14 protein-coding genes are annotated in these 14,545 nt (G+C 64.9%); 6 read left to right on the forward strand and 8 right to left on the reverse strand.

Annotated features, from left to right (window positions below):
- Positions 1 to 86: 86 nt before the first annotated feature.
- A complete protein-coding gene (msbA, locus tag CYJ10_RS21100) occupies positions 87 to 1,856 on the reverse strand; it encodes a lipid A export permease/ATP-binding protein MsbA (RefSeq protein ID WP_101683399.1) in 1,770 nt (589 codons plus the stop codon).
- 89 nt (positions 1,857 to 1,945) lie between these two features.
- On the opposite strand from msbA, the gene CYJ10_RS21105 reads away from it, so the two are divergent.
- Entirely contained in the window at positions 1,946 to 2,719 is a 774-nt protein-coding gene (locus CYJ10_RS21105; RefSeq protein ID WP_101683400.1) for a glycosyltransferase family 2 protein, read from the forward strand.
- On the opposite strand, the gene CYJ10_RS21110 is transcribed toward CYJ10_RS21105, so the two are convergent.
- Together CYJ10_RS21110 and dnaE are read right to left on the reverse strand one after the other, a co-directional pair.
- Complete coding sequence (locus CYJ10_RS21110; protein WP_101683401.1) at positions 2,661 to 3,911, reverse strand: glycosyltransferase; 1,251 nt, start codon at positions 3,909 to 3,911, stop codon at positions 2,661 to 2,663. The genes CYJ10_RS21105 and CYJ10_RS21110 overlap by 59 nt on opposite strands.
- A complete protein-coding gene (dnaE, locus tag CYJ10_RS21115) occupies positions 3,904 to 7,407 on the reverse strand; it encodes a DNA polymerase III subunit alpha (RefSeq protein ID WP_101683402.1) in 3,504 nt (1,167 codons plus the stop codon). Before dnaE ends, CYJ10_RS21110 begins: the two co-directional genes overlap by 8 nt.
- Before the next feature lie 218 nt (positions 7,408 to 7,625).
- Between dnaE and CYJ10_RS21120 the strand changes: the two genes are divergently transcribed.
- Positions 7,626 to 8,483 carry a sulfurtransferase gene (locus CYJ10_RS21120; protein WP_101683403.1) on the forward strand — a complete coding sequence of 286 codons (858 nt, stop codon included), beginning with the start codon at positions 7,626 to 7,628 and terminating at the stop codon, positions 8,481 to 8,483.
- 3 nt (positions 8,484 to 8,486) lie between these two features.
- Here CYJ10_RS21120 and CYJ10_RS21125 read toward each other — a convergent pair whose 3' ends face one another.
- From CYJ10_RS21125 to rpsP, 5 genes are all read right to left on the reverse strand, one after another.
- Positions 8,487 to 9,167 carry a CoA pyrophosphatase gene (locus CYJ10_RS21125; RefSeq protein ID WP_101683404.1) on the reverse strand — a complete coding sequence of 227 codons (681 nt, stop codon included), beginning with the start codon at positions 9,165 to 9,167 and terminating at the stop codon, positions 8,487 to 8,489.
- Between the two features lie 148 nt (positions 9,168 to 9,315).
- Positions 9,316 to 9,708, reverse strand: coding sequence for a 50S ribosomal protein L19 (rplS, locus tag CYJ10_RS21130; protein WP_101683405.1), 393 nt, complete (start codon positions 9,706 to 9,708; stop codon positions 9,316 to 9,318).
- 68 nt (positions 9,709 to 9,776) lie between these two features.
- Positions 9,777 to 10,559 carry a tRNA (guanosine(37)-N1)-methyltransferase TrmD gene (gene trmD / locus CYJ10_RS21135; RefSeq protein ID WP_101683406.1) on the reverse strand — a complete coding sequence of 261 codons (783 nt, stop codon included), beginning with the start codon at positions 10,557 to 10,559 and terminating at the stop codon, positions 9,777 to 9,779.
- Positions 10,560 to 10,590: 31 nt separating this feature from the next.
- The gene (rimM, locus tag CYJ10_RS21140) at positions 10,591 to 11,259 is read right to left on the reverse strand and encodes a ribosome maturation factor RimM (protein WP_101683407.1); all 669 of its coding nucleotides are present in this window, start codon (positions 11,257 to 11,259) and stop codon (positions 10,591 to 10,593) included.
- Positions 11,260 to 11,318: 59 nt separating this feature from the next.
- Positions 11,319 to 11,570, reverse strand: coding sequence for a 30S ribosomal protein S16 (gene rpsP, locus CYJ10_RS21145; RefSeq protein WP_101683408.1), 252 nt, complete (start codon positions 11,568 to 11,570; stop codon positions 11,319 to 11,321).
- Positions 11,571 to 11,745: 175 nt separating this feature from the next.
- Here rpsP and CYJ10_RS21150 point away from each other — a divergent pair, with 175 nt between their 5' ends.
- From CYJ10_RS21150 to CYJ10_RS21160, 4 genes are all read left to right on the forward strand, one after another.
- On the forward strand, positions 11,746 to 12,882 hold the full coding sequence (locus tag CYJ10_RS21150) for a PQQ-dependent sugar dehydrogenase (protein WP_374703286.1): 1,137 nt from the start codon (positions 11,746 to 11,748) through the stop codon (positions 12,880 to 12,882).
- A 186-nt stretch (positions 12,883 to 13,068) separates the two neighbouring features.
- A complete protein-coding gene (locus CYJ10_RS21155) occupies positions 13,069 to 13,482 on the forward strand; it encodes a hypothetical protein (protein WP_101683409.1) in 414 nt (137 codons plus the stop codon).
- Positions 13,483 to 13,718: 236 nt separating this feature from the next.
- The gene (locus CYJ10_RS34215) at positions 13,719 to 13,868 is read left to right on the forward strand and encodes a hypothetical protein (RefSeq protein ID WP_180863005.1); all 150 of its coding nucleotides are present in this window, start codon (positions 13,719 to 13,721) and stop codon (positions 13,866 to 13,868) included.
- A gap of 65 nt (positions 13,869 to 13,933) precedes the next feature.
- The gene (locus CYJ10_RS21160; RefSeq protein WP_101683410.1) at positions 13,934 to 14,437 is read left to right on the forward strand and encodes a TM2 domain-containing protein; all 504 of its coding nucleotides are present in this window, start codon (positions 13,934 to 13,936) and stop codon (positions 14,435 to 14,437) included.
- Positions 14,438 to 14,545: the final 108 nt, after the last annotated feature.

Below are 14,545 nucleotides of genomic sequence, written 5' to 3' on the forward strand. Positions count from 1 at the left end.
TCTGTCTCCTCCGGGTATGTTTCCCGTGTGTGTACATGCCCGGCCATGGCGGGGTGCCACGGCCGTCGGAATCTTGCGTCAGCAGCTTACTCCGCCGCCGTGGCGAACTGGATCCGGTGCAGGCCGGCGTACAGCCCGTTGGCGGCCAGCAGCGCGCCATGGCTGCCCGATTCCGCTACGCGGCCGTGCTCCAGCACCACGATGCGGTCGGCGTTTTCGATCGTGGACAGGCGGTGTGCGATCACCAGCGTGGTACGGCCCACCATCAGGGACTCCAGCGCCGCCTGGACCTGGCGTTCCGATTCGGAATCGAGCGCCGACGTGGCTTCGTCCAGGATCAGGATCGGGGCATCCTTGTAGATGGCCCGCGCAATGGCCAGACGCTGGCGTTGGCCGCCCGACAGCTTCATGCCGTTATCGCCGATATTGGTTTCCAGCCCCTCGGGCAGCCCCTTGACCACGTCGGTCAGGTAAGCCGCCGCCAGCGCCCGTTCCACGCGCGCCATGTCGATCTGCTCACGCGGATGTACTCCATAGGCCACATTGGCGGCCACCGTATCGTTGAACAGCACCACGTCCTGGCTCACGAACGCGATCTGGCGGCGCAGGTCGTTCAGGCCGAACTGGTCGATCGGCTTACCGTCGAGCATGATGCGGCCTTCGGTCGGGTCGAAGAAGCGCGGCAGCAGGTTCACCAATGTGGTCTTGCCACTGCCCGACGGGCCCACCAGCGCCACCACCTCGCCCGGTGCGGCATGGAAGCTCACCCGGTTCAGCGCCGGGCGGGCTGCATCGCCATAGCGGAAACCGACGTTCTCGAACGCCAGGTCGCCCCGGGCGCGATCCAGCGGCAGCCCGTCGATCTGCGGTTCGACCGGTTCGTCGATCAGCCCGAAGATCATCTCGGCGGCGGTCAGACCGCGTTGCAGCGGCTGGTTCAGGTCGGTCAGATGCTTGAGCGGCGAAATCAGCAGCAGCATCGCCATCACGAAGCCGGTGAACCCGCCAATGGTGGTCTGGTTGCCCTGTGCCTGGATCATGGCGATGGTCAGGATCACCGACAGCGCCAGCGACGCCAGGAACGCCGTCACCGGCTGGTTCAGGCCACCGGCCACGGCCATGCGCATCGAATAGCCACGCAGACGGTCGGCCATCGTGGCAAACCGGGCAGTCTCGTATTCCTCGCCGCCGTGCAGCTTGACGACCTTGTAGCCGCCGGCCGCTTCTTCCACCACGTAGGCGGCGGTGTTGGTCAGCGCCTGGTGCTCGCGGTTCAGCCGGCGCAGGCGGCGGTTCACCTTCGACATCACGAAGCCGATGGTGGGCAGCAGCACGGCCACCACCAGCGTCAGGCGCCAGTTCGTGTAGAACAGGTACACCAGCAGCGCCAGCACGGTCAGCGAGTCGCGTACCAGCGTGATCAGCACGCCGGTCAGGATCTGCATGACCTGGTTGACCTCGAAGATCACGGCATTGATCAGCGATGCCGCGGTATTGCGGTGATAGAACAGCGCGGGCGCATGGAGCATGCGATCGAACATCTGCATGCGCATCTTCAGCAGCACCTTGTTCGAGATCAGCGACAGCAGGTACCCCGACGCGAACTGTGCCACGCCGCGCACCAGCGCCACACCCACCAGCAGTGCCGGCACATGCCAGAGCTTGCCGGCGTAGTTGCCGCCAAAGCCCTTGTCCAGCAGGTCATTGACCACCTTCGGGATAATGCCCTCGCTGGCCGCCACGAGCGCCATGGCCAGAATCGCCAGGACGAAATTGCGCATCTCGGGCTTCAGGTATGCCCAGACGCGCTTGAGGGTGTCGGTTTCCTGGGGCGTTTGCTTTTTGCTGTCTTTCACGTTGGCTCCACTTGCCGATCGGGGCCCGCACCGACTGCCGCTAGAATGGCGGGCAAATCCGGTCTGCGGGATCCATCGCAAGCATGTCTATGAAAATCTCTGTCGTACTGATTACAAAGAACGAGGCACACAACATCCGGGACTGCCTCGAAAGCGTCTCCTGGTGCGACCGCGCGATTATAGTGGACTCCGGCAGCACGGACGGCACGCTGGAGATTGCACGCGCCATGGGCGCCGAAGTCCATGAAACGGCCACCTGGCCCGGTTTCGGCCCCCAGAAGAACCTCGCCCTGTCCAAGGTCCAGAGCGAATGGGTGCTGTCGATCGACGCCGACGAGCGCGTCACGCCCGCACTGCGCGACGAAATCCTGGCCGCCATCGACTCCGGCCGCGCCGACGCCTACGACATGCCGCGCCTGTCGCGCTTCTGCGGCCGCTTCATGCGCCACAGCGGCTGGTATCCCGACCGCCTGACGCGCGTGTTCCGTGCCGGCCGCGCGCGCTTCACCGACGATATCGTCCACGAGAACGTGGTCACCGACGGCCCGATCGGCCATCTGCAAACCCCGCTGCTGCACTACACCTACGACGATTTCTCGCAGGTGCTGCGCAAGATCGACCAGTACTCCACGCTGGGCGCCCGGCAGGCATTCCAGCGCGGCAAGCGGGCCACCGTGTTCAGCGCCTGGACGCACGGCAGCTGGGCGTTCCTGCGCACCTGGCTGCTGCGCCGCGGCTTTCTCGACGGCCCTCAAGGGCTGGCTGTCGCGCTCATGAACGGCCAGGCCAGCTATTACAAGTACATCAAGCTCTGGCTGCTGCACCAGCAGGCGAAGAATCATCCGCCTGCGTCAGCCGATTGACCAGCGCGCCGAAGGCCTGACCCGTGGGCCCAAAGCCCATCTGTTCGATGTGGCGGGCAGCGTGGGTCAGCAGCGTCTGGCGCAATCCGGCATCCTGCAGGCCACTGCGCATTGCCTCGGCAAGCCCTTCCACATCGCCCACCGGCACAAGCAGCCCGGCGCGGCCATCGTCAAGAATCTCGCGGGGGCCGGTCGGGCAATCGGTGCTCACCACCACCTGCCCCACCGCAAGCCCTTCCAGCAGGACGTTGGGCAGACCTTCCATCTTCGAACTGAAGGCCATCAGGCGCGCCTGGCGAATCCAGGCATAGGGATTCGACTGGAAACCCGCGAACGTCACGCGATCGGCCAGGCCCAGCGATTGCGCCAGCGCTTCGAGCCGGGGCCTTGACGCCCCATCACCCACCAGCACCAGCCGCTCGCCAATCCCCTGCTCGACCAGCCGCGCATAGGCGTGCAGCAGCGACGTGAAGTCCTTCTGGCTTTCCTCCAGCCGCCCTACCGACACGATGAACGGCTCGGCGGGCACCAGCCCCGGCTCCAGCGGCTGCGCCGCCCGGACGCGAATATTGTCGAGGTCGATGGCGTTGTACAGGCGCACCAGCCGCGACGCCGCGTCGGGCATCAGCGCGCGGGCATCGGCCAGCATGCTGTCCGTGAGCATGACCACCGCGTCGTAATCCACCTTGCATTGATGCCGCAGCTTGCGCAGCTTGCGCCCGTGACCACGCGCCAGGTGCGCCACGCTGAAATGCTGGTAGCCGATCATCGGCACGGGCAGCGGCCCCGTGATGCGCGACAGCGACATGTCGTAGTCCACGACCATGTCGAAGCCCTGCTCCAGGATGGCCATGAAGCGCCGCCTGACGATCGGCTTGCGCACCGGCGGCAGCAGCGCCTCTTCGTAGATCTTGCCCAGCACGCCCAGCTTGCGCTGCTTCTTTAACTGGCGGCAATGCGACAGCCAGCGCTCGGGCGCCAGCACATGGACCTCCACGCTGGCCGGCAGCCGGGCGCGGAAATGGGACGCCAGTTCCGGCGAGGGGTACGTGACCGTCAGCGCCAGGTCGAACCTGTCCTGCAGCGACGACAGCAGCGAGACCAGCGAGGTCTCGATGCCACCGTGCAGGAAATGGGTGACGTGAAACAGAATGCGTGGCTTGCGCACGCCTGCCGCCGTGCGCTCAGGCATAGAGCACGCGCACGCTGTCGCCCAGCGCATCGCGCAGCGTCGTCAGCGCTTCCTCGGAAGGCGTGATCTGCCACTGAGCGCCCAGTGTGGCCTCGCACTGGGCCGACTTGTTGACGTAGCGGATGCGCACCGGCACGCCCGGCACCTGCGCCACATTGGCCAGGAACGGCGTCAGCAGCTCGCGCAGGCGTTCCGTCGACGCATTGCCGTTGATGCCCAGGCATACCGCATCGGCGTACCGGGCACGGGCGGTGACCAGGTCCATCACCGACTCGGCCGTGAAGCGCACGCCGCCGGTGAACGTGTCATGCCGCGCGTTGCCCTGGGCGATGATCAGTTCGTCCTCGCGGAACATGTGGCGATTGGCATCGTACAGTTCGTTGAACACGGTCATTTCGATCTGAGCCGTGCCATCGTCGATCATGACGATGATCAGCTTGCCGCGCTGCGTCATCTGCGTGCGGACGCCCATGATGACACCGGCGACCACCTTGCCGCGCACGTCGCGACCATAGCCACCGCCGTTGCCCTGCACTTCCTTTTCCAGCGCGCCCAGCGTGCCCTTCACGAACTTGCGCACCTCGTCGCGCGAGGCGTCGAACAGGTGGCCCGAGAAGTAGTAGCCCAGCGCCTGCTTTTCTTCCTGCAGGGTGCGCTTGGCCGTCCAGCGCGGTTCGTCGATCAACGCCGGGCGATGGGCGTCGCCGGCATCGTCCATGAGGTCGAACAGCGACACCTGGTTGGCCGACTCGGCCTTCTGCTCGGCCGCTTCCATCGCGATCGATACCGAGGCCAGCAGCTGCGCGCGGTTGTCGTTGAGGCTGTCGAACGCACCGGCGCGGATCAGCGCCTCGATCGTGCGCCGGTTGACCTGGCGGCGGTCCACCCGCTCGCAGAAATCGAACAGGTCCGCGAACGGCTTTTCTTCACGCGCGCGCAGGATGTCCTCGATCGCTCCCTGGCCCGACCCCTTGATGCCGCCCAGGCCGTAGCGAATGGTCTTGGCATCGGTCGGGGCAAAGCGGTACTCGCTGGCGTTGACGTCGGGCGGCAGCACCGCGATCTTGTTCAGGCGGCAGTCCTCGTAGAGGATCTTGACCTTGTCCGTGTCGTCCATGGCCAGCGACATGTTGGCTGCCATGAATTCGGCCGGGTGGTGCGCCTTGAGCCACGCCGTGTAGTACGCCAGCAGCGCATAGGCGGCCGCGTGCGACTTGTTGAAGCCGTAGCCCGCGAACTTCTCCATCAGGTCGAAGATGTCGTCGGCCTGTTGCGAACTCAGGCCGTTCTTGTCGGCGCCCTCGCGGAACAGCTCGCGGTGCTTGGCCATTTCCTCGGCCTTCTTCTTGCCCATGGCCCGGCGCAGCAGGTCGGCGCCACCCAGCGAGTAGCCGCCGATGATCTGCGCCATCTGCATCACCTGCTCCTGGTAGACCATGATGCCGTAGGTCTCCTTGAGCACCGGCTCCACGCGCGGGTCCGGATATTCCACCTTCTCCCGGCCGTGCTTCCGGGCGCAGAAGCTCGGAATCAGGTCCATCGGGCCCGGACGATACAGCGCCACCAGCGCGATGATGTCCTCGAAGCGGTCAGGCTTGGCGTCCTTGAGCATGCCCTGCATGCCGCGGCTTTCCAGCTGGAACACCGCCACCGTGTTGGCGCTTTTCAGGATCTCGAATGCGGGGCTGTCGTCGAGCGGGATCTGGCTGCAGTTCCAGTCGGCCTTGCTCGGGTCCAGGCGCCGGATGTAGCGTTCGGCCCAGTCCAGGATCGTCAGCGTGGTCAGGCCCAGAAAGTCGAACTTGACCAGGCCCGCCGCTTCCACGTCGTCCTTGTCGTACTGGCTCACCACACCGCTCATGCCGTCGGTGCCCTGCGTGTAGAGCGGGCAGAAATCGGTCAGGCGGCCCGGTGCGATCAGCACACCGCCGGCGTGCATGCCGACGTTACGCGTCATGCCTTCCACGCGCTGGGCAAGTTCCAGCAGCTGGCGGACTTCTTCCTCGTTGCGTTCGCGCTCGGCCAGCGCCGGCTCTTCCTTCTTGGCTTCCTCGAGCGTGACCAGCTTGCCCGGCTTGAACGGAATCAGCTTGGCCACGCTGTCGACAAAGCCATAGCCCAGGTCCAGCACGCGACCCACGTCGCGCACCGCCGCCTTGGCGGCCATCGTGCCGAACGTGGCGATCTGCGACACGGCTTCCTTGCCGTACTTTTCCTTCACGTACGTGATCACGCGATCGCGGCCGTGCTGGCAGAAGTCGATGTCGAAGTCGGGCATCGACACCCGCTCCGGATTCAGGAAACGCTCGAACAGCAGCGCGTACTTGAGCGGGTCGAGGTCGGTAATGCCCAGCGCGTAGGCCACCAGCGAACCGGCGCCCGAACCCCGACCCGGTCCCACCGGCACGCCGTTGTTCTTGGCCCAGTTGATAAAGTCCGCCACGATCAGGAAGTAGCCCGGGAAGCCCATCTTGATGATGGTGCCGGTCTCGAATTCCAGTCGCGCGTAGTACTCGGCGCGCTTCTGCTCGCGCTCTGCCTCGTCGGGGAACAGCACGCCAAGGCGCTTTTCCAGGCCATCCTTGGCCATGAATACGAGGTAATCGTCCAGCGACATGCCATCGGGCGTCGGGAACAGCGGCAGGCGCGGCTTGCCGAGTTCCAGCGTCAGGTTGCAGCGCTTGGCGATTTCGACCGAGTTCTGCAGCGCCGACGGGATGTCGGCGAACAGCGCGCACATCTCGTCCTGCGTCTTGAAGTACTGGTCGGTCGTGAACTTGCGGGTGCGGCGCGGGTTGGCCAGCAGTTCGCCCTCGGCGATGCAGACGCGTGCCTCGTGCGCGGTGAAGTCGTCCGGCGTCATGAACTGCACCGGATGCGTGGCCACCACCGGCAGTTGCAGCGCGGCGGCCAGTTGCACGGCCTGCTGCACATAGGCGTCGGTGCCCGGATGACCGGCACGCTGCAGCTCGATGTAGAACCGCTGCGGGAACACAGTGGCCCAGTGCCGCGCGGCGCGGCGCGCCCCGTCGGGATTGCCGTTCGCCAGCGCCAGGCCCACGTCGCCACCCATCGCGCCGGACAGCGCGATCAGGCCCGTGGCCAGTGGCAGGCCTTCCTCGCCCGGCTCCTCGAACCAGCCCGGCTCCAGCTCGGCGCGGCCGCGGTGCTGGTTGCCCAGCCAGGCGCGCGACAGCAGCGCGCAGAGGTTCAGGTAGCCGATGCGGTCCTGGACCAGCAGTTGCATGCGCGCAGGCTTGTCGCGGTCATCGGCGTTGGTCAGCCAGACATCGGCGCCGACCACGGGCTTGACGCCGCCGCCGCGGGCTTCCTTGTAGAAGCGGATCAGGCCGAAGGCGTTGGCCAGATCGGTCAGCGCGAGCGCGCCCATGCCATCCTTGGCGGCGGCCTTGACGGCGTCTTCGAGACGGACGATGCCGTCCACGACCGAGTATTCGGAGTGGAGGCGAAGGTGTACAAAGCGGGGTGCAGACATAGGGCGCCATTGTACCGGCTCCCCCCATCGCTCACTCTGAGAGTTTTCGCAAAGTAACACTCGGCATGCACGGAGCGGCACTCGCCCGGACGTGCGCGCGGCGGGTATCGGCGGCGGCGCCGAGCGGCTATAATTTCGCCTTTCCAATCAGGCAGTTACCGAGCGCGCTGGCGCGACCTGCAGCAAACCTGCAGCGCCCGGCCCGGCGGCATCCTCCCATGCAGATCGTCAACATTTCGGCTTACAAGTTCGTCACGCTCGACGATATCGAAACCCTGCGCGCCGCCATGCGCGAGCGCTGCGAGGCTGCGGAACTGAAAGGCACGATCCTGCTGGCGCCGGAAGGCATCAACATGTTCCTGGCCGGCACGCGCGAGCAGATCGACGGCTTCATGGCCTGGCTGCATGCCGATTCCCGTTTCGCCGACATCGCGCCCAAGGAAAGCCTGTCGGAAAACCAGCCCTTCAAGCGCATGCTGGTGCGCGCCAAGAAGGAAATCATCACCATGAAGATGCCGCTGATCCGCCCGGAATCCGGCCGCGCGCCGTCGGTGCGCCCGGTGGATCTCAAGCGCTGGCTCGACCAGGGCCATGACGACGAAGGCCGCCCGGTGGTGATGCTCGATACCCGTAACGATTTTGAAGTCGCGGTGGGTACGTTTGACCACGCGGTCGAGTACAACATCGCAAAATTCAGCGAATTTCCGCCGGCGGTGGCCGAAAACAGGGCGGCGCTGGAAGGCAAGACCGTGGTGTCGTTCTGCACGGGTGGCATCCGATGCGAAAAGGCGGCCATTCACATGCAGGAAGTGGGTATCGAGCGCGTGTACCAGCTCGAAGGCGGCATCCTGAAGTACTTCGAGGAAGTCGGTGGCAGCCATTACCACGGCGACTGCTTCGTGTTCGACTACCGGACCGCGCTGAACCCGAACCTGGAGCCTGCCGGCCCGGTGCAGTGCTTTGCCTGCCGCGCGGTGGTGACGCCCGAGGAACAGCAGCATCCGAAATACGTCGTGGGCCAAAGCTGCCCCCACTGCGCTGACACGACCGCCACCGCAGCCGCTGCCGCGGCGTGATCGTCAGGCCGCCAGCAGGTGGTAGAGATTTCGTAGCATCCCGGCCGTCGCCCCCCAGATGAAGCGGTGGCCGCCGCCCTCACGCGGATACGGCATCGAATAGAACTGCCGCTCGCCGCCTTCCCAGCGCAGCATCCGGCGCTCATGCCGCGACGGATCCATCAGGAACGCCAGCGGCACTTCAAAGATTTCGGCCACCTCGCCCGCATCGGGTTGCAGCGTAAAGCCGGAATGGACCAGACCAACCACCGGGCTCACATGGAAACCCGTGCCGGTGATGTAGTCCGGCAATGACCCCAATACCTCGATGAAGTCGCGTTGCAGACCAATTTCTTCCTCGGTCTCGCGCAGGGCCGTGGCGATCCGGTCGGCATCGAATGTTTCCTGGCTACCGCCCGGAAAGCTGATCTGGCCGGCATGCGCGTTCAGGTTGGCGTTGCGCTGGGTCAGCAGCACGGTCAGGCCATCGGGGTGTTCAACCAGCGGCACCAGCACCGAAGCCTGCCGCAGCCCGCGCGTGCGGTCGTAGACACGCGACTCGTCGGTCAGTTCGGGCTCCCAGGCCGGAGGCGAGAGCAGCCGGTGTCGGATGAAATCGGGTTGCATGCGCGGCGCACTGAGCGGCGCGCGACGGCCGTCGGTCTCGATGACCGGCAGCGTCTCAGGGTCGAATTTGGGGCGCATAACGCCGTCAAGTATGACAGAACGCCGCGATGTTGCATCGCAACATAAACGGACCACAGGGACAGTCTGAAATGCAAAAAGGACACCCGAGGGTGTCCTTCGCAATGCCGGCTCGACACCGGTTGCCCGGTGCCTGGCGCGAAAAAGCTTATTCTGCGGCGACGGCAGCGACCTTGGCCTTCGTCACCAGCTTTTCCTTGATACGTGCCGACTTGCCCGAACGCTCGCGCAGGTAGTACAGCTTCGCGCGACGGACGTCACCGCGACGCTTCACTTCGATGCCGGCGATCAGCGGCGAGTACAGCTGGAACGTACGTTCCACGCCTTCACCCGACGAGATCTTGCGCACGATGAAGGAGCTGTTCAGACCACGGTTACGCTTGGCGATCACCACGCCTTCGTAAGCCTGCACGCGCTTGCGGGTACCTTCCACCACGTTCACGTTGACGATCACGGTGTCGCCAGGTGCGAATGCGGGGATGGACTTGTTCGCGGTCAGACGCGCGATCTCTTCCTTCTCGATTTGCTCGATGAGGTTCATCGTTTTCTCCTTAACCATCTTACCGGCGTTATATACCCACTTTCGGGGCCCCGGCAGAGGATGGGGTTTCACTTGGCGGGAGCGAACTCCTGCCCTGCTTTCGTCGCCAGGGTCGACAAAAACTTCTCGTCGGCCTTGGACAACAACCCTTGCTCGCGCGCCGCCACGATCAGATCGGGACGCTTGCGCGCGGTATTGGCCAGCGCCTGCTGGCGCCGCCATTTTTCAATCTCGGCATGATGGCCCCCGAGCAACACATCGGGCACCCGCACACCTTCGTATTCTTCCGGCCGCGTGTAATGCGGGCAGTCGAGCAGGCCATTGACGAAGCTGTCCTGCACCGCCGACTGCGCATCGCCCAGCACGCCGGGCAGATGCCGCACCACCGCGTCGATCAGCGCCATCGCGGGCAGTTCGCCTCCCGACAGCACAAAATCGCCGAGGCTGATTTCCTCGTCCACGCGACGGTCGATCAGACGCTGATCAATCGCCTCGTACCGCCCGCACAGCAGCACCAGCCCGGGGCGCTGCGCCAGCTCCATGACCTTGGCATGGCTCAGCGTTGCGCCTTGCGGCGACATCAGCACCACGTGCGGCCTGTCGACACCGGCATCCGATTGCGCCGCGCTGGCCGCATCGATCGCATCTTCCAGCGGCTTGCCCAGCATCACCATGCCAGGTCCGCCGCCGTAGGGGCGATCGTCGATCGTCCGGTAGTTATCGACCGTGAAGTCGCGGGGATTCCAGGAGCGCAGCGCATAGCGCTGCTGCTTCGCCGCCCGGCTGGTAATGCCCCAGTCAGTCAGCGCGCGAAACATCTCGGGAAACAGCGTGATTACATCGAACTGCATCAGCGCCTCCCTCGACGGCAATTCAGGAACGTCAGTAGTCCAGCCCCCAGTCGACCACGATGCGCCGGGCCGAGGTATCGACCGAGCGCAGGAATGCGTCGACAAACGGGATCAGCCGCTCAGCGGCCTTGCCGTCCGGCAGCTGGTATGCCACCTGCAGAAGCTGGTGGGCGCCGTTATCGATCAGGCCGGTCACGTCGCCGAGCGCTTCGCCCTGCTCGTTGACCACGGCACAACCGATCAGGTCGACCCAGTAGAACTCACCTTCTTCCGGCGCGGGAAAATCCGCACGCCGGATCCAGACGCGGCGGCCCTTGAGCATTTCCGCCACATTGCGATCCGAAACGCCGGCGGCTTGCGCCACCACGGTACCGCTATGTTCCCGCGACTGGGAAATCTTGACGCTGACAGCTTCCGCCGCCTGGGCAGGCGCCGCTACCACGCCGGCAGCCGGCGCACGCAGCAGCCACCAACGGCGGGCATGAAGCAATGCGGAGGCGTCGTCCGCATGCGGCTGGACCTTGATCCAGCCCCGGATGCCATATGCCGCGCCCACGTACCCAACCTCGACGAGATCATCGGGCAGGCTGTCCGTGAACAACAGCGTGGCAGGCAGCTGCGCTGGCCGGCCGGCGGCACCACCTGGCGTGGCGGCAGTCGACAGGTTCAGCGGCTTACGGCCGGTGGCGTTGCCAGTCACGTTCGCGGAGCGTCTTTACGCGTCAGCGCGCACCGCAAGCGGATGCGCCTGAACAGCTATCAGGCAGCAGCCTTGCCAGCTTGCTTGACCAGACGGGCAACGGTCGGCGACAGTTGGGCGCCAACGCCTTGCCAGTAGGCCAGACGGTCTTGCGCAACGCGCAGGCCTTCTTCCTTGTCGGAAGCCAGCGGGTTGTAGAAACCAACGCGTTCGATGAAGCGACCATCGCGACGATTGCGCGAATCGGCAGCAACGATGTTGAAGAACGGGCGCTTCTTGCTGCCGCCGCGAGCCAGACGGATTACGACCATGTTAAATCCTCGAAAAAAACGGGGTGTGCGAACACGAAACGCAAGAGTATAGCCCACTTCCCGAGCCCAAACAAACACTTAGGGCTTTCCAGCAAGATACCGCCCCATCGAAGCGCTGTTGACGCAACAATTGCGGCATAGCATCGTGGCGAAAATAGCGAACCGGAGATATGCCGTGCGCCCAAATCGACACTTTTCAGGCCTGAGGGGCCTGACCCGCGTGATTGCTGCGATCGGGTTCGGTCTGTTCGCCTGCAGCCAGCATGTCCAGGCCGAGCCGCCGATCGACAGGATCAAGCTGCCGCCCGGTTTTCGCATCGAAGTGTTGACCGACAAGGTGCCGGGCGCGCGCGGCATGGCGCTGTCGCCGCAAGGCACGCTCTATGTGGGCTCACGTGGCGAAGGCAAAGTCTATGCGGTACCGTCGCCGCCGGCACCCAACGCCAAACCCCGCGTGGTGGCCACCGGACTCACCATGCCGGTCGGCGTGGCATTCCGCGACGGCGCGCTCTTTGTATCATCCACATCAAGTATCGTCCGCCTCGACGATATCGAGGCACGGCTCGATACGCCACCGAAGCCGGTGACCGTCAACGACACGTTTCCCACCGAGACGCACCACGGCTGGAAGTTTATCGCCTTCGGGCCGGACGGCTATCTGTACGTACCGGTGGGCGCGCCCTGCAACATCTGCGCACGCGATGAAAACCGCTACGCCAATATCATGAAGATGAAGCCCGATGGCTCCGACCTGCAGGTCGTGGCCAAGGGCGTGCGCAATACGGTGGGCTTTGCCTGGCATCCGGCCTCGCGCGAACTCTGGTTCACGGACAACGGCCGCGACTGGCTTGGTGACGACCAGCCCGACGACGAACTGAATCGCCTGACGCAAGCCGGCCAGCATTTCGGCTTCCCGTATTGCCACGCCGGCGATATCGCCGATCCCGAATTCGGCAAGCAACGTCCCTGCTCGGCATTCGTGCCACCCGTTGCCAAGCTGGGCGCGCACGTGGCCGCGCTGGGCATGCGCTTCTATACGGGCAACCAGTTCCCCGCCGAATATCGCCAGAACAACATCTTCATCGCCGAACACGGCAGCTGGAACCGTTCCGAGCGCAGCGGCTATCGTATCGTGCGGGTGGTGGTCAACGAAACCGGCCGCGTGGTGCGCCAGGAAGTGTTTGCCGAAGGCTGGCTGCACAACAGCAGCCCTTGGGGCCGCCCGGTGGACGTGCAGGTAGCGCCCGACGGCTCGTTGTTGGTCAGCGACGACATGGCCGATGCCATTTACCGCATCCGCTACGCGCCTTGAAACCACCCTCTAATGGCCGCCAGGCCCGGTGCCACACGGGATCCGGGCGGACGCGCCAAAGGTGGCAAAAATGACGAAACAATCCGTTACACCGGTAACGGGTTTCGCATAGGCCATCACAGCCTCCCTGCGTACCATGAACCCAACGCCTGACTCATCACCTGCTACAGGACATTGGGATTCGACATGCTTACCCGCCCCCACCTGCGCCATCTGGTGGCTGGTACCGTGGCCGTCATCGGCCTGGTTGGCACAGTCGCCACCAGCCACGCACAAGTTGCTTTCTGGCATCGCGCCTTCGCCGAACATCCGGTGCGCATGGGCCGTGTGGGCGCCGGCTGGGACGTTGCCAGCGTTCGCGCTGAGAACCGCGATCACGTACAGGCCCAGATCGATCGGATGGAACAGCGCGCGCGCAACGACGACCGGCTGAGCGGCCGGCCACCCGGCCCTGGCGGCCAGAATGACGAACGTGCAGCACGCCAGCCTGGCGGCGGCGATCGCAACAGCGGCGGCGACGCGTCAATGCGTGGCACCGAGATGCGCCCCGCCAATGTCGGCCCCGGCTGGCAGGCGCGCGGCCGCGACGGCGGACGCTAACGCACTTCCCGCATCCCTACCCCGAAAGGCCGGAACTTCCGGCCTTTTTTCATGGTCAGTCTTGACGTGCGGGCCAGAAAACGCCGCACAGGCTGTCGCCCGGCGCTGTCCTGGGACATTCAGCGTGCCGTTGTTGCGCAGACGGCAATCAAACTGACCTGCCTCTGCCCGGCACCCACTGAACGCGGCCCGGAGGCTGGGCGCGGCCTCCACAAGAACGACCGTCGAGGTTCATCATGTCTCCCCTTCTTCACGACCTGGCCCGACACGCGGGCCAGTTGTCGTTGTCATTGCTGTTCATGCTGATGCTGACGCTGGTGCTGTACAGCGAAACGCATATCTCCGAGCTGGCCGCAGGCGTGCTGGCGTCGATCTGGCCGTCCTGACGCTACAATGGGCGCCGATGCCGCCGGCATCGAAGGGATTTTCCGTTCGCCTAGCCTCGCCTACGATGCCTGCCGCCAGTCAAGCCCCCGCCATTGCCCGTGAACCCGCCCGCCCACCCCAGACGCGTGGCGGAAAATCCAAATTGATGACTGTCGCGTTGGCCTTCCTGCTTGGCAGCCTGGGCGCCCATCGCTTTTATCTGAAGGGCCTGCGCGACCTATTCGGCTGGGCTCACTTGCTGGCCACCGCCGCCGGTGCCGTTGGCGTGACATCGTTGATCGTGGGCACCGGCAACCCGGCGCTGAACTGGGTCTTCGCTGTGGCCGGTGGCGTATCGGTCATCAGCGCGTTCCTGACCGCCATCGTGTTCGGCTTGCGGCCGGATGACAAATGGGACGCCCGCTACAACGCCCAAGGCACGCCCACGCGCTCGGGCTGGCCTGTCGTGATTTTTGTCATCCTGTCGCTGATGATCGGTACAGGCCTCTTGATGGCAGGGCTGGCCATCAGCTTCCAGACCTTCTTCGAGTCGCAGGTCGAAGCCGCCAAGGCGCTGTCGCAGGAATAACGCCGGCCTGCCGCGATGTACTGGCGGGCAGCGCGTACAGCAACCGCCACGGCATTGACCGATCGCAAGCTTACGAGCAATAAGCCTTTCCCCAACTCGTAAAAGATC

This window comes from Cupriavidus pauculus (assembly GCF_002858765.1).
Lineage (GTDB): Bacteria > Pseudomonadota > Gammaproteobacteria > Burkholderiales > Burkholderiaceae > Cupriavidus > Cupriavidus pauculus_B.

Bases quoted from the DNA above. Each gene is read 5' to 3' on its own strand.
- rpsP (WP_101683408.1), bottom strand. From the start codon at position 11,570: ATGGTCGTAATCCGTCTGGCTCGCGGCGGCAGCAAGAAGCGCCCGTTC.
- CYJ10_RS21120 (WP_101683403.1), top strand. From the start codon at position 7,626: ATGCAGATCGTCAACATTTCGGCTTACAAGTTCGTCACGCTCGACGAT.
- CYJ10_RS21125 (WP_101683404.1), bottom strand. From the start codon at position 9,167: ATGCGCCCCAAATTCGACCCTGAGACGCTGCCGGTCATCGAGACCGAC.
- CYJ10_RS34215 (WP_180863005.1), top strand. From the start codon at position 13,719: ATGTCTCCCCTTCTTCACGACCTGGCCCGACACGCGGGCCAGTTGTCG.
- rplS (WP_101683405.1), bottom strand. From the start codon at position 9,708: ATGAACCTCATCGAGCAAATCGAGAAGGAAGAGATCGCGCGTCTGACC.
- CYJ10_RS21110 (WP_101683401.1), bottom strand. From the start codon at position 3,911: ATGCCTGAGCGCACGGCGGCAGGCGTGCGCAAGCCACGCATTCTGTTT.
- trmD (WP_101683406.1), bottom strand. From the start codon at position 10,559: ATGCAGTTCGATGTAATCACGCTGTTTCCCGAGATGTTTCGCGCGCTG.
- CYJ10_RS21160 (WP_101683410.1), top strand. From the start codon at position 13,934: ATGCCTGCCGCCAGTCAAGCCCCCGCCATTGCCCGTGAACCCGCCCGC.
- CYJ10_RS21105 (WP_101683400.1), top strand. From the start codon at position 1,946: ATGAAAATCTCTGTCGTACTGATTACAAAGAACGAGGCACACAACATC.
- dnaE (WP_101683402.1), bottom strand. From the start codon at position 7,407: ATGTCTGCACCCCGCTTTGTACACCTTCGCCTCCACTCCGAATACTCG.
- CYJ10_RS21155 (WP_101683409.1), top strand. From the start codon at position 13,069: ATGCTTACCCGCCCCCACCTGCGCCATCTGGTGGCTGGTACCGTGGCC.